11 protein-coding genes are annotated in these 14652 nt (G+C 73.1%); 7 read left to right on the forward strand and 4 right to left on the reverse strand.

Annotated elements, in window-relative coordinates; translation table 11 throughout:
* Positions 1-7: 7 nt before the first annotated feature.
* The gene (locus tag A6A06_RS05375) at positions 8-445 is read right to left on the reverse strand and encodes a MarR family winged helix-turn-helix transcriptional regulator (protein ID WP_073759266.1); all 438 of its coding nucleotides are present in this window, start codon (positions 443-445) and stop codon (positions 8-10) included.
* Positions 446-575: 130 nt separating this feature from the next.
* Here A6A06_RS05375 and A6A06_RS05380 point away from each other — a divergent pair, with 130 nt between their 5' ends.
* On the forward strand, positions 576-764 hold the full coding sequence (locus A6A06_RS05380; protein WP_073759267.1) for a ribbon-helix-helix protein, CopG family: 189 nt from the start codon (positions 576-578) through the stop codon (positions 762-764).
* A gap of 10 nt (positions 765-774) precedes the next feature.
* Here the strand turns inward: A6A06_RS05380 and A6A06_RS05385 are convergent, their stop codons facing one another.
* Positions 775-2244 carry an NCS2 family permease gene (locus A6A06_RS05385; protein ID WP_073759268.1) on the reverse strand — a complete coding sequence of 490 codons (1470 nt, stop codon included), beginning with the start codon at positions 2242-2244 and terminating at the stop codon, positions 775-777.
* 274 nt (positions 2245-2518) lie between these two features.
* Here A6A06_RS05385 and A6A06_RS05390 point away from each other — a divergent pair, with 274 nt between their 5' ends.
* Both A6A06_RS05390 and A6A06_RS05395 read left to right on the forward strand, forming a co-directional pair.
* Positions 2519-2800 (forward strand): DUF2530 domain-containing protein, encoded by a 282-nt coding sequence (locus tag A6A06_RS05390; RefSeq protein WP_073759269.1) that lies wholly within the window; start codon positions 2519-2521, stop codon positions 2798-2800.
* Between the two features lie 137 nt (positions 2801-2937).
* Positions 2938-5355: an HAD-IC family P-type ATPase gene (locus A6A06_RS05395; RefSeq protein WP_073759270.1), complete on the forward strand. Its 2418-nt coding sequence runs from the start codon at positions 2938-2940 to the stop codon at positions 5353-5355.
* Between the two features lie 111 nt (positions 5356-5466).
* Here A6A06_RS05395 and A6A06_RS05400 read toward each other — a convergent pair whose 3' ends face one another.
* Complete coding sequence (locus tag A6A06_RS05400) at positions 5467-8739, reverse strand: sacsin N-terminal ATP-binding-like domain-containing protein (protein ID WP_073759271.1); 3273 nt, start codon at positions 8737-8739, stop codon at positions 5467-5469.
* A gap of 812 nt (positions 8740-9551) precedes the next feature.
* On the reverse strand, positions 9552-10472 hold the full coding sequence (locus A6A06_RS05405) for a DUF3027 domain-containing protein (protein ID WP_073759272.1): 921 nt from the start codon (positions 10470-10472) through the stop codon (positions 9552-9554).
* A 408-nt stretch (positions 10473-10880) separates the two neighbouring features.
* Between A6A06_RS05405 and A6A06_RS05410 the strand changes: the two genes are divergently transcribed.
* Genes A6A06_RS05410 through A6A06_RS05425 form a run of 4 tightly spaced genes read left to right on the forward strand, consistent with a single transcriptional unit; the run spans position 10881 to position 14632 of the window.
* Positions 10881-12413: an MFS transporter gene (locus tag A6A06_RS05410; protein WP_199930681.1), complete on the forward strand. Its 1533-nt coding sequence runs from the start codon at positions 10881-10883 to the stop codon at positions 12411-12413.
* 26 nt (positions 12414-12439) lie between these two features.
* The gene (locus A6A06_RS05415) at positions 12440-12952 is read left to right on the forward strand and encodes a hypothetical protein (protein WP_073759273.1); all 513 of its coding nucleotides are present in this window, start codon (positions 12440-12442) and stop codon (positions 12950-12952) included.
* Positions 12953-12989: 37 nt separating this feature from the next.
* A complete protein-coding gene (locus tag A6A06_RS05420) occupies positions 12990-13784 on the forward strand; it encodes a futalosine hydrolase (protein WP_073759274.1) in 795 nt (264 codons plus the stop codon).
* Positions 13781-14632 carry a 1,4-dihydroxy-6-naphthoate synthase gene (locus A6A06_RS05425; RefSeq protein WP_073759275.1) on the forward strand — a complete coding sequence of 284 codons (852 nt, stop codon included), beginning with the start codon at positions 13781-13783 and terminating at the stop codon, positions 14630-14632. The genes A6A06_RS05420 and A6A06_RS05425 overlap by 4 nt, the downstream gene beginning before the upstream one ends.
* The last annotated feature ends 20 nt before the right edge of the window (positions 14633-14652 follow it).

Here is a 14652-nt window from a genome sequence, read left to right on the forward strand (position 1 = left end):
TCGGTCTCTACAGCTGGGCGAGCTTCTCCAGCACGGGTGCGGCGGTCCGCAGTGCGGCCCACTCGTCCTCGTCCAGCCCGGAGGTCAGCTCGGCCAGCCACGCGTTGCGTTTGCGGCGGCTCTCTTCGAGCATCGCCTCGGCCTGTTCGGTCTGGGTGACGACCTTCTGGCGGCGGTCGTCCGGGTGCGGTTCGAGCCGGACCAGGCCCTTGGCCTCCAGCATCGCCACGATGCGGGTCATCGACGGCGGCTGGACGTGCTCCTTGCGCGCCAGCTCGCCGGGGGTGGCGTGACCGCACCGGGCGAGGGTGCCGAGCACCGACATCTCGGTGGGGCTGAGCGACTCGTCGACCCGCTGGTGCTTGAGTCGGCGGGACAGTCGCATCACGGCGGACCGCAGAGCGTTCACGGCGGCAGCGTCGTCGCCAAGGGACAGTTCCGGCATGTTCGTTAGCATAACTCATTACCCTCTCTAATGAAAGCCCGTACACCTGTGACCACCCGCATCACCCTTCCGAGTGAGGACGCAGCGGAAAGCGACCCGCCTGACCAGGGCGTGAGAGGACCGTGGCGGTATGGGATCGGGAGTGCTCAGCCTGCGTATGGACGGGGAACTGCTGGAGCGCCTTCGGCAGCACGCCGCGAAACGCGGAATGAGCGTCCAGGACTATGTGACCCGGACGCTCATCCGTGAAGACTTCGACGAACGTTTCAAGATGTCGGTGGACCGGACGGAGCGGTTCTACGCGGCTCCGCCGCTCTGAGGGCCGTCGGCTAGCGGACGCCCAGCACCTGCTCGATCGGGTTGAGCAGGAAGTAGACGAGGAAGGCCACGCCCACGGCGTTCAGCAGCCAGGGGATCTCCTTGAAGCGGCCGGTCGCCGACCGCAGCAGGATGAAGGCCAGCACGCCCATGCCGATGCCGTTGGTGATGCTGTAGGTGAACGGCATCGAGATGATCGTCAGGAATGCCGGGACGGCGACGGTGTAGTCGCTCCAGTCGATGTCCCGGACGTTGGCCGACATGATCAGGAAGCCGACGACCAGCAGGGCGGGCGTCGCGGCCTGCGACGGGACGACCGTCGCCAGCGGCGTGAAGATCAGCGCCAGCAGGAAGAGCCCGCCGGTCACCACGTTCGCCAGGCCCGTCCTGGCGCCCTCGCCGACGCCCGCGGTGGACTCCACGAAGCAGGTGTTCGCGGAGGCCGAGCCGAGACCGCCCGCGGCGACCGCGACGCCGTCCACCATCAGGATGCGGCCCATGCCGGGCAGGTTGCCGTTCTCGTCGGTCAGCCCGGCCTCCTCGCCGACGCCGATGATCGTGCCCATCGCGTCGAAGAAGCCGGACAGCAGCACGGTGAAGACGAAGAGGCAGCCGGTCAGCAGGCCGACCTCCTTGAAGCCGCCGAACAGGCTGATCTGGCCGACCAGGCCGAAGTCCGGCGCGCCGACGATGCTGTCCGGCACGTTCGGGACGGCCAGGCCCCAGCTCGCGTCGGGGATGTCCGCGACGGCGTTGATGACGACCGCGACGACGGCCATCACGACCATGCCGATCAGGATCGCGCCCTTGGTCTTCCGTACGGTCAGCAGGAACATCAGCGCCAGGCCGACGACGAAGACCAGCACCGGCCAGCCCTGGAGCTGGCCGCCCTGGCCCAGCGCCAGCGGCACCGTGGTGTGCGCGGCGTCCGGGTTGCGGCTGACGAAGCCCGCGTCGACGAGGCCCACCAGCGCGATGAACAGGCCGATGCCGATCGCGATGGCCCGCCGCAGCCCGTTCGGGATCGCGTCCATGACGCGCTGCCGCAGGCCGGAGGCGACCAGGATCATCAGCACCAGACCGGCGAGCACGACCATGCCCATCGCGTCCGGCCAGCTCATCTTGGGGGCGAGCTGGAGGGAGACGACGGCGTTGATGCCGAGGCCGGCGGCGACGGCGATCGGCACGTTGCCGATGACGCCCATCAGGAGCGTGGACAGTCCGGCCATCAGTGCGGTGGCGGTGACCAGCTGGCCGTTGTCCAGCTGGTGTCCGAACTTGTCCTGGCCTGCGCCGAGGATGATCGGGTTCAGCACGACGATGTACGCCATGGCGAAGAAGGTGGCGAGACCGCCGCGCAGTTCCCGGGAGACCGTCGATCCCCGCTGGGAGATCTTGAAGAACCGGTCGAGACCGTTCTTCGGCGGCTGCGGGCCTGGGCTCTGGACGGCGTCGACCGGCGTGGTGGCCGAGGGGGACATGCGCGAACCTCAGTCGTACGGGCCTGGGAGAGGCGTGGGGGCCCCGGATCGGGCCCAGAACACAAACAAGCCGGATCGGATTGGAGGATTCAACGAATCAAACCAGTCAGAACCGGATAGGTTCAGTATGAATAAACAACGCGATGATCGCTATCTCCGCGCGTAGACCCATGTGCGGAAAGGACCGGCAGGCTTCCGCGGTGCGGCCGGGGCGCCGCACGCTCACCGCCCTGCCGGGATCGGCTCTGTCAGCGGCTGCCCGTAAGCTGGCCCCATGTGGAAGAAGTCCGAACTGCGCGAGGCCCCGGAGCCTCTTGAGGGTCCCGTCGTCGGCACGATCACCGGCGGCACCATCATCTGGTTCGTGCTCTTCCTGGCCCAGCTCCCCTTCTACGGCTGGTTCGCCGACCACGACCGCACCTGGTGGGTCTGGACCTGCCTGGCCGGCGGCAGCCTCGGCATCCTCGGCATCTGGTACGTCCGCAAGCGCGACGCCGCCATCAAGCGCGCGGCGGCAGCCTCGGGCACGGACCGGTCCCCGGCGGACGCAGTCTGACGCGCGTCGGCGATTTCCCCCCAAGGGGGACGCACCCCGCTTCGCCCCGGTTGACACGGACCCCTCCAACAACTTCCGCCACCTTCCTGTCCGCATCCAGCGGGTGAAGTGTCCGCTCCGCCCGTAACGTCGAAGGCATGACTGAGCGGGCCAAGACCGAAGCCGAGGAACCTGAGCAGGGCGCCGGAACCGCGAACGGCGCCGCCACCGGCACGGCCCACCGCGGCCTGAGCGCCGCCGAGGTGGCCGAGCGGGTGGCCAGAGGCGAGGTCAACGACGTCCCCGTACGGTCCTCGCGCTCCACCGCCGACATCGTCCGCTCGAACGTCTTCACCCGCTTCAACGCCATCATCGGCGTCCTGTTCGTGATCATCCTGATCGTCGGGCCGATCCAGGACGGCCTGTTCGGCTTCGTCATCGTCGCCAACACCGGCATCGGCATCATCCAGGAGCTGCGCGCCAAGAAGACCCTGGACAGCCTCGCCGTCATAGGCGAGTCCAAACCGTCCGTACGGCGCGACGGGCGGTCCGCCGGGATCCCCACCTCCGAGGTGGTGCTCGGCGACGTCATCGAACTCGGCCCCGGCGACAAGGTCATCGTCGACGGCGAGGTCCTGGAGAGCGACGGCCTGGAGATCGACGAGTCGCTGCTGACCGGCGAGGCCGACCCGGTGGTCAAACAGCCCGGCGAGAAGGTGATGTCCGGCAGCTTCGTGGTCGCCGGCGGCGGTGCGTTCACCGCCACGAAGGTCGGGCGCGAGGCGTACGCGGCGCAGCTCGCCGAAGAGGCGTCCCGCTTCACCCTCGTCCACTCCGAGCTGCGCAGCGGCATCAGCCAGATCCTCAAGTACGTGACGTGGATGATGGTGCCGACCGCCCTCGGCCTGATCCTCAGCCACCTGTTCACGCTCAACATGGCGGGCGACGAGGCGGTCCGCCGGATGGTCGCCGGCATCGTCCCGATGATCCCCGAGGGCCTGGTCCTGCTCACCTCCGTCGCCTTCGCGATCGGCGTCATCCGGCTCGGCCGCAAACAGTGCCTGGTCCAGGAACTGCCCGCCATCGAGGGCCTGGCCCGCGTCGACGTGGTCTGCCTGGACAAGACCGGCACGCTGACCGAGGGCGGCATGGACGTCAGCGAGCTGCGGCCGCTCGGCGGTACGGACGAGGGCCACCTCAAGCAGGTCCTCGGCGCCCTCGGCGCGTCCGACCCCCGCCCCAACGCCTCCCTCCAGGCGATCATCGACGCGTACCCGGCCGACGACGGCTGGCGGTCCGAGGACGCGCTCCCCTTCTCCTCCGCCCGCAAATACAGCGGCGCGGCCCTCGAAGACCCGGACGGCGAGCGCACCACCTGGCTGCTCGGCGCCCCCGACGTCCTGCTCCCCTCCGGCGACGACGCACTCGCCGAGATCGACGACCTCAACGCCCAGGGCCTGCGCGTCCTCCTCCTGGCCCGCGCCGAACAGGACCTCCACGCCCCCTCCGTCGCCGACCACGTACGCCCCACCGCCCTCATCGTCCTCGAACAGCGGCTGCGCCCCGACGCGATGGACACCCTGCGCTACTTCGAGGAGCAGGGCGTCCAGGCGAAGGTCATCTCCGGCGACAACGCGGTCTCCGTCGGCGCGGTGGCCGGAAAACTCGGCATGCCCGGCGCCGATTCGCCCGTGGACGCGCGCAAGCTCCCCGACGACCCGGAAGAAATGGGCAAAGCGCTGGAGAGCGGCGCGGTGTTCGGCCGCGTCACACCGCAGCAGAAGCGGGACATGGTCGGAGCGCTCCAGAAGCGCGGCCGCATCGTCGCGATGACCGGCGACGGCGTCAACGACGTCCTCGCCCTCAAGGACGCGGACATCGGCGTCTCCATGGGCGCGGGCAGCGAGGCCACCAAGGCCGTCGCCCAGATCGTGCTGCTCAACAACAGCTTCGCGACGCTGCCGTCCGTCGTCGCCGAGGGCCGCCGGGTGATCGGCAACATCACCCGCGTCGCCACCCTCTTCCTCACCAAGACCGTCTACTCGGTCCTGCTCGCGGTCCTCGTCGCCTGCTGCCAGATCCCCTACCCCTACCTGCCCCGGCACCTCACGCTGCTGTCCACCCTCACCATCGGCGTCCCCGCCTTCTTCCTCGCCCTCGCCCCCAACAAGGAGCGCGCGAAACCCCACTTCGTACGGCGGGTGATGCGGTACGCGGTCCCCTCCGGCCTGATCATCGGCCTCGCCGCCTTCGCCACATACCTCCTGGCCCGCAGCCACTACACCGGCCCGGACGCCCTCCCCGCCGAAACCAGCGCGGCCACACTCACGCTGTTCCTCAGCGCCATGTGGGTCCTGGCGATCATCGCGCGCCCGTACACGTGGTGGCGCATCGGCCTGGTCCTGACCATGGGCCTCGGCTTCCTCATCGTCCTCGTCGTCCCCTGGCTCCAGAACTTCTTCGACCTGAAACTGGTGGGCACGACCATGCCGTGGACCGCCGTGGGCATCGCCGTCGCGGCAGCGGCCCTGCTGGAAATCGCGTGGCGGATCATCGGGCGGCGCTTCCCGGCGTAGCCGGCTTCGCCGGCGGCTTCTCCGGTACGTACGCGCGCCGCCGGGCAGGCCGGTGCGCGGGCAGACCACCGGCCCAGCGGTCACCGGCCTGCCCGCACCCCCGGGCGCTCCCTAGTCGAACCAGCGGGCCTCCGCCAGTTCCTCCGCGCGGTCCAGGTCCTCCAGCAGGGCCGCCGCCTCGAAACGGCGGGGCCACTGGCCCGCGGCCCAGGCGAGGCCCGCGGCGACGCCCTCCAGGGTGGCCGCGTGCAGCGTGCCGTCGGGCGTCCAGCGCCAGTCGAGTTCGGTGCCGTCCTCGACGGTCAGCTCCTCGTGCTCGACGTACGACCGCGGCGTGTCCGGGCCCAGCAGCGTACGTACGGGCTCCGGGACCTCGTGCCGACCGCCCTCCGAGACCACCGGCGCCGCGAAGACCTCGCTCAGCCGCCGCACCTGGAACAGCTCCGCCAGATCCCCGGCACGCGCCGGGGTCACCGGCAGCAGCGGCAGCCCGGCGGCCAGCGGCATCAGGTCCGGAGCGTCCGCGACGACCGCCTCGGCCGCGTCCACGACCTGCACCTCGCCGTCGACGACGGCCCGCAGCTCGTCGGGGAGCGTGACCTGCTCGGGGTCCAGGTCCGCCAGCACCCCGTACAGCGCGTGCAGCTGCGCGGAGCCCACCTCCCGCGCCGGGTCCGCGAGGCGGGCCAGCAGCTCGGCCGCGCCGCCAGGCTCCTCCAGCAGCGCCGCCGCCGAGGTCCGCACGCCGAGGGCACGCAGCACCTGGGCGTCCACGTCGCCCGCGTCCGCCGACTCGTACAGCCCCGCCAGCAGCGGGTCACCGCCCGCGGCCCGCAGACCGGCCGGCCGGCGGCCGTCCAGCACCGGGTGCCCGCGCAGCCACCACGCCGTGTACGGGCGGACCGACTCGGTCGTACCGTCCGGCAGCAGCACCCGTACGGGCGCGGTCAGCGCATCCCGCAACGGCGGCCGCGACAGCATCGCCAGCGCCTGCGGCCACGCATCGTCGTCGACCAGATCCAGGTCCCGTACGGCCACGATCTCCGTCGCGACCGGCGGCACCGGCGTCTCCGGCAGCCCGTCGAGAACGTCCTCGCACCACACGTCCACCGCATCCAGCACGCCGACGTCGTCCGGCTCGGTGAAATCGCCGTCCCGCGGCTCCAGCTCGTCCGGATCCAGCACCACGTCGGGAGCCCGTACGAGAGCGAAGCCCGCCAGCACGCCCACGGCGGTCAGCGGCTGCTCCCCCCAGCGCTCCACCAGCCCGGAATCCACCGCGGCGAGTTCACCCTCACGGATCACCCGCTCGAAATCACTCCCCGGCAACACCAGTTCGCCCGCGGGCGCCGGCTCACCGTCCTCGTCCGGCAGCGCGAGCGCCCCCAGCCACGGCTCGTCACCCGGCGCCAGGTACGCGTCCCGGACCAGACCGAGCACGGTCTCCGCCAGCTCCTCGCCGCCGAGCCCGGCCGGCTCGCCGTCGAAGCCGAAGGCGTAGTCGTCGTCCTCCGCGTCCAGGGAGTTCGCGACCGCCGCCCTCACCTGGGGAGTCGTCAGCACGGCGCGCGGAGCCGCCGGGGTGGCGCCCAGCTTCTCCAGCAGCGGGTGCACCGCGTCCGGGTGCGCCACCTTCAGCCCCAGCCGGGCCAGCGTCCCGTGCCGCTCCGCCGCGCCGTCGCCGTCACCGGCGCTCTGCGACAGCGGCAGCAGCACCTGCCGCGGACCGATCGTCGTCCGCGCCGCCCGGCCCTCCTCACCCGCGGGCCCGGCCAGCGGCACCGGCAGTCCGCTCAGCCGCTCCGGATCCGTACCGGTCAGCGAGTCGTACAGCCGCCACCACCACGCGGGCGACCGGTCCACGCCCGCCAGCCGGTCGACGACCTCGCCCAGCGGCACCCGGGCCACACCCAGCGCCCGCAGCTCCGGCCGCCGCTCCAGCCCGGCGGGCAGCAGGCTCGGGAACAGCTCCGCCAGCACGCGGACCGTGCCCGCCCCCGCCCCCTCGACCAGCTCGGCGTCCACCGGCCGCAGGACGTACGCGTCCTGCTCACCCCGGGCACCGCCCCAGCCGCCGCCCTCGCCCGGCGCCAGCTCGTCCGGGCCGCTCGACCCCGGCACCGCCTCCAGGGACAGCTCACCGCCCATGGCGGGCGCCGCCGCGCTCGGCAGGAACCGCACCCGCGGCAGCAGCTCCAGCACCTGCCGCCGCAGCTCGTTGTCCAGCTCCCCCTTGCCCAGCGGACCCGGTACGAGATCGATGGTCCCCGCCGACACCGGCTGCCAGCCGGCCAGCAACGACGCGTACGCCTCGGCGGCGCGCCGCACCAGGTGATCGGCGAGCGGGCCCGGCGCGACGTGGCGTCGCGTCGGCTCCAGCGGGAAAGAGGCGATCAGCAGCGCCGGCAGGCCCTGCGGCTCGTCGGTCGGGGTCGGCGCGTGCACGACCGGCACGGTCGCCGGGCGCACCGGCGCGCCCTCCTCGTCCACCGGGACCGCCCAGGTCACCGCCCAGTGCGGACGCAGCCGCTCCTCCACCGGGCGATCGGCCAGCAGCTCCGCGTCCAGCCCGCCGCTCTCGCTCACGACGCGCCAGCGCGAGGTGCCGCGCTCACTGTCCTCGATGACGACGTACGCGCCCTCCTGGCGCCGCCTCATCTCCCGTACGCCGTCCGGACTCTCCACGACGACCTCGGACAGACCGGGCAATGTCAGCAGCAACGCGGCGTCGATACCGGCCAGCAGGCGCACCGTCAGCTCGTGCGCGGCACCGTCGCGCAGCGGCAGCACGACGGACGTGTCGTAGCCCTGCGGCGCGGAGCCCTCGGCGGGCAGCGGCAGCCGCAGCAGCGGTACGTGGCCGTCCCGGCGGCGCAGCTCGCCGCCGAGGCCGGGACTGTGCGCCGCGACCTTGCCCGCCATCTCCCGGGCCTCGGCCAGCGACCAGCGGACGCCGCCGGTGCGGCCGATCAGCGCGGGTTCGTCGCTGACCGCGAGCACCGCCGAGAACCCGACGCCGAAGCGGCCGACGGAGACCGCGGTCTCGGTCTCCCGCTTGGCGGAGGCGCGCAGGGTGGCCAGCGATTCGACGCCGGTGGCGTCGATGGGGGCGCCGGTGTTGGAGGCGACCAGCACGGCGGGGTCGGTGCCGCGGGCCGGGTGCAGGGTCAGGCGCAGCCGTCCGGGTACGCCGGCGCGGGCCGCGGCGTCCGCGGCGTTCTGCGCCAGCTCCACGGCGAGCCGGTCCCGGTAGCCGCCGAGCGCGAGGTCCTCCTCGGCGTTCGCGTCCTCCCGGAACCGGGCCGGCGAGGCCGCCCAGGCATCGAGCACCCCCCGCCGCAGCCGAGCCGTCCCGAACGGATCTGCCTCTGCCGCTTCGCTCACGTTCTCTCCCGTAGTCCGAGCCGAACTTCTCTTTCTACCGGGTGGGGGCGGGGGCGGGGGGCGCGGGGGTACGGCCTTGTGGGTGTGGGCGTCTGGCGTCTATGGCCCGGTGGGGTGCGCGCGTTTGCGCGGTCGGCCCGGTGGGGGTGGGCGTTGTGCGCGTGGGGTCCGGTGGGTGGGGGGCTCGGGCCCACGCAGGGGTCACTCCTCGACACCGTGTACGTCAACGGCGAAAACATAGTGAACCCAGATACCCGGCTGCTCTGCGGGGAGACCCCTGCGTGGACCCGAGCCCGGCCGGATTGCGGCTCTCCCGCCATCGTGGCTCACATACCCCTGCGCGCAGCGCAGGGGCCGGGGCCGCGTCCACCGCGCGCAGCGCGGCGGCTGGGCCCGCCACGCGGAGCGTGGCGGCTGGGCCAGGCATGCCATGAGGTACGCACCCACCGCCGGGTGACGCCATGGCCGTCCCCGCCTCCACCCCGTGAGCCTCACCACGTGGTGGGCGGGCACGGGGGTGATCGAAGAATTCCCCCCAGCTGGCCGCAGTCGCCAAACGACCTGAGGGGGTGCGTAGGGGGCCATCCCCGCAGAGCAGCCGGGTATCTGGGTTCACGATGTAGTCACCGTTGCCGTACACGGTGTCGAGGAGTTGGCCCCCTGCGCGCCCCCGCCCCCAGGAACCACACAATGCGACCCGCGCGCCAGCGAACCCCTCGCGCGAAGCGCGAGACGCCCACCCCCAGGGCGTGACCCCGCGAACCAGGCCCACCCCGCCCGGGGTACATCGTCGGCCGCGCCTCCGTAACGGCTCAGCTGTGGCCGAACTCTTCGCCCGGCCCGGTCTCCTCCACAGACCCCCCCGTGCGATCGGGCCGCAGCGCAAACGGATCGACGACGGTCTCGTCGATGACCGGCGGCGCCGGCCGCGGAGGCTTCGGCATGACGGCCGCCTCGGAGTGGCCCCCGCAGCCGAAGCCGAGGGAGACGACGTGGCCGTCCGCGGGTCCGAATTCGTTGGCGCAGATGCCGAAGGCCTGCCGCAGGGAGCCGGCCAGCGGGACCAGGAAGCCGCAGGAGAGGCAGTTGGCGGGGGCGGCCTGGGCCATCGCGGTCTTGGGGCCGTACTCCTCTTCCCAGCGGTCCGCCGCGGCGTGCAGCCCATGGCGGGAGAGGACGCGGGAGCGTCCCATGCCCAGCTCGTCGGCGACCGCGGCGATGCTGCCGCGGGTGGTCGTCTCGGGCTGGGCCGCGGGCGAGCCGGGCTCGACATCGGCGTCCTCGGCGTCGGCGAGCTCGGTGACGCCCGCCGGGACCGGCTCTCCGCCCGTCCCGGTGCCCTCCGCGGCCTCCCGGACCGCTTCGTGGCCGGGTTCGAGCCGGATGTCTTCCGCCTCGGTGGGGAGGAGGTCGCCGGGGCCCATGTCACCGGGTCGCAGCCGCTCGCTCCACGGCACCCATTCGGGGGCCAGCAGCGCGTCGGGGCCGGGCAGCAGGACGCTCTCGTCGAGGGTGACGTGTTTGGCGCGGGAGGCGCGGGCGACGGTCACGGCCCAGCGCCAGCCCCGGTAGCCGGCCTCTTTGCATTCGAACAGGTGCGTGACGACCCGGTCCCCGTCGACGACGGCGTCGACGTGTTCGCCGACCGTTCCCGGCGCCGCGGCCTCCTCGGCCGCAGCGCGGGCAAGGTCGACCGCCTCGGCGCACAGGCGGTCCGGGGTACGGCTTCGCATCGCAGCACTCACAAGAATCGATTCTCTCTTCCACGCCGTCTCACGAGTGCGCCAGCCGGAGCTGTCCTGTCCTGTCCGGACGACCGGCGTGCCGGGGCGGGCGGAGCGGACCTGGGGACCGCGTCGACGTCCGCGCCCGGTCATCTCGGTCGAGCGCACCTCTTACGAACCATTCTGCGGGATCGCGGCAAGGCGCGCGGCCAAGGACGACCGCCGGTGGCGCGCTACACACGCTACCCCTTCAACGGTGTACGACCCCTCGCCGGGAGCGGCAAATGTCACCGGCAGCGTCCGGCGGCCGTGCGGTCCGGCGCGACAGGCCCCGGAAAGAGCCATGTCCCGGGCGAGTTGGGGCACTATTGCTGCGTGGCTGCCGGACGGGCGTCGAGGAAGCCGAGGCTGCCGCGGATGTCGCGGGCGTCGCGGGTCTCCAGGGCGGGGACCGCGAGGGCCGCCCGGGCCCCGCGGATCGCCAAGGCCTCGCGGATCTCCACCGGCCCGCGGGTCTCCAAGGGAGCGCGGGCCTCGACGGCGTCCACACGACCGGGCCGGGAGGGCGGCGGGGCGGGCCGCGCGTGCCGTGCCGCGGGCCGGGCGCTGCGCCGCCCGTTCGCGGCGGCCGGGCGCGGCATACGGCGCGCCACCCACGCGCACGGCGCGGGCGAGTCGGGTCTCGGGAAGCTGATCGAGCTGCACGCGGTGAATTCGGCCGGTGACATGCTGATCACGGTGGCGCTGGCCTCGACGGTGTTCTTCTCGGTGCCGACGGACCAGGCGCGCGGCCGGGTGGCGCTCTACCTGGTCGTCACGATGGCGCCGTTCGCGCTGCTGGCGCCGGTGGTCGGGCCGCTGCTGGACCGGGTGCCGCACGGCCGGCGGGCCGCGATGGCCGGGGCGATGCTGGCCCGTGCGCTGCTGGCGCTGACCATGTCGGGCGCGGTCGCGGGCGGCGGGCTGGAGCTGTATCCGGCGGCACTGGGTGTATTGGTGTGCTCGAAGGCGTACGGGGTGGTGCGGAGCGCCGTCGTACCGCGCCTGCTGCCGCCCCGCATTCCGCTGGTGAAGGCCAATTCGCGGGTGACGCTCGCCGGGCTGCTGGCGACGGGGGCCGCGGCGCCGGTGGGCGGGGCGCTGCATCTGATCGGTCCGGGCTGGCCGCTGTACGGCGCGTTCACGGTGTTCGTGGTGGGCACGTTCCTGTCGTTCTCGCTGCCGCACAAGGTGGACTCGGCGAAGGGTGAGGGGCGGGCGCGGCTGGCGTCCGGGGACGACGGTGAGCGGCCGGCGGGGGCGGCCGCCGAGCGGCCGGGGAAGGCGCTGGCCGGCGGGCGGCGGCCGGGGCTGCGGACGGTCGGCCCTTCGGTGCTGCACGGCCTCCAGGCCAACTGTTCGCTGCGGTCGCTGTCCGGCCTGCTGACGTTTTTCCTGGCGTTCCTGCTGCGTGAGCATCCGCTGGGCGGGCTGGGGCCGCAGGTCTCGCTGGGGCTGGTGGCGGTGGCGGCCGGCGCGGGCAACGCGCTGGGGACGGCGGTCGGCGCGTGGCTGCGGGCCAGAGCCCCCGAGCTGATCATCGCGGTGGTGCTGGGGCTGGCGCTGGCCGTGGTGGTCACGGCGGCGGCCTTCTACGCGGTGCTGGCGATCGTGGTGGTGACGGGTGTGGCGGCGACGGCGGGGCTGTGCCAGGCGCTGGGGAAGCTGTCGCTGGACGCGCTGATCCAGCGCGATGTGCCGGAGCCGGTCCGTACCTCGGCGTTCGCCCGTTCCGAGACGGCGTTGCAGTTGTCCTCGGTGGTCGGCGGCGCCGTGGGGATCGCGCTGCCGCTGAACGGGACGGTGGGGCTGGCGGTGGGCGCGGCGCTGCTGACGGCGGGCGCGCTGCTGGCCGTGCGCGGCCTGCTGGGCGCCGCGCGGCACGGCGCGCCCCACCCTCGTGTGGCGTGACCGGGGCCGACCGATAGCCTGCCCGCATGACCGCGTTCTCTTCTTGGGGCACAGGCCGCCGTGCCGCTGCCGCCCTCGGTGCCGTGTCCCTGGGTCTCGTCACCCTCTCCGCCTGTGAGAAGCCGACCCCGCTCGCCACGGTGACCGCCGGCAAGGACACCGTGACGGCCGAGGCCGCCTGCTACGACGACGGCAAGGTGCTGGGCGATCTGGCCGCCAGTGACAAGAAGGCGCAGGCCGAGTTCGCCAAGTGCCTGACCACCGCGCCCAAGAAGACGCTCACGGTGCACCCGGGCGAGAAGCTGCGGCTCGGTGTGGAGCCGGACGTGGCCGAGGACGGCTGGATCGCGCTGTCCAACAGCAGCCCGATCACCAACGTCAGCAAGCAGACGTACCAGGTCGTCGACAGCGCGGAGCAGCTCTTCGTCAACCAGCAGACCCGCAGCCTGGCCGATTCCACCGTGGTGTCCGTCGTGGCCACCAAGGGCGGCAAGTACACGGGCGTGTGGAACATCAAGCTGGAGCGCGCGGAATCCTGAATTCCGTCGGCGTACGCGTGAGGCTGGTGGTGGCGAGGTGACGGAGACGCGAGTCCTGGTCGTCACCGCCGTCGCGGCCGAGCGCGACGCGGTGGTCGCGGGAGTGGCCGGTGGCGGCGGCGCGGACGTCGTCGCGCTGCCGGCGGGCGGCTACGCGCTGCACCGGGTCCGGGCCGCCGCGCCGCCCGCGGACGAGCGGGCCGGTGTGGCCGTCGACGTGCTCGCCGCCGGTGTCGGCCCGGCCGCCGCTGCCGCCGGGACGGCGACCGCGCTGACCGCCGGAATCTGCTGCGGAGCCGGTTACGACCTCGTCATCTCCGCCGGGATCGGGGGCGGTTTCGTGCCCGGTCCGGACGCGGGCAGGCCCGGCGCCGCGGTCGGTTCCGCGGTCGTCGCGGACGAGATCGTCGCGGCCGATCTGGGCGCCGAGACCCCGGACGGCTTCGTTCCGGTGACGGAGCTCGGCTTCGGGACCGTCGTCCACGTCCCCCCGCCGGACCTCGTACGGTCCCTCGCCGCGGCGACCGGTGCCGCGTGCGGCGCGGTGCTCACCGCCTCGACCGTGACCGGCAGCGCGGAACACGCCGCGCGCCTCTCCGCGCGCCACCCGCGCGCCCTCGTCGAGGCGATGGAGGGCTTCGGCGTCGCCGAGGCCGCCGCCGCGCAGGGCCTGCCGGTGCTCGAAATCCGTACGGTCTCCAACCCCGTCGGCCCGCGCGATCGTGCCGCGTGGCGCATCGGGGACGCGCTCGGCGCGCTCTCCGCCGCCTGCGCCGCGCTCCCCCGCGTCCTGACGGCGGCCGGGGCCCCGACCTCCTGGAGGACGCCATGAGCGACGCGCTCAAGATCGCCTATTCGCCGTGCCCGAACGACACCTTCGTCTTCCACGCGTGGGCGCACGGCAAGGTCCCGGGCGCGCCCGCGCTGGACGTCACCTTCGCCGACATCGACATCACCAACGGCATGGCCGAGCGCGGCGAGCTGGACATCCTGAAGGTCTCGTACGCGGTGCTGCCGTGGGTGCTGGAGGAGTACGCGCTGCTGCCGTGCGGCGGCGCGCTGGGCCGCGGCTGCGGGCCGCTGGTGCTCACCAGGGAGCCGGGCGAGGCCAAGGACCTGGCCGGCAAGACGGTGGCGGTGCCCAGCGAGCGGTCGACCGCGTATCTGCTGTTCCGGCTCTGGGCGGCGGACGAGGTGCCGGGCGGCGTCGGCGAGGTGAAGGTGCTGCCGTTCGACGAGATCATGCCGGCGGTACGGGACGGCCGGGTGGACGCCGGGCTGGTCATCCACGAGGCGCGCTTCACGTACGGGAACTACGGGCTGAGCTGCCTGGCCGACATGGGCGAGCACTGGGAGCTCACGACGGGGCTGCCGATCCCGCTGGGCGCGATCATCGCCAAGCGCTCGCTGGGCGCGGAGCGGCTGCGCGAGCTGGCCGCGGCGGCCCGCGAGTCGGTACGGATGGCCTGGGACGACACCGAGGCATCGCGCGCGTACGTGCTGGAGCACGCGCAGGAGATGGATCCGGCCGTCGCCGACCAGCACATCGGCCTGTACGTGAACGAGTTCACCGCCGACCTCGGCGAGAACGGCTACGCGGCGGTACGCGGCCTGCTCACGCGCGCCGCGGCCGAGGGGCTCGTACCGCCCCTCGGCCGCGATGCGCTGAACTTCGGCTAGCCGGGCCGCCCGGCCCGGTC

The sequence above is a fragment of the Streptomyces sp. CB02923 genome, from assembly GCF_001905005.1.
Lineage (GTDB): Bacteria > Actinomycetota > Actinomycetes > Streptomycetales > Streptomycetaceae > Streptomyces.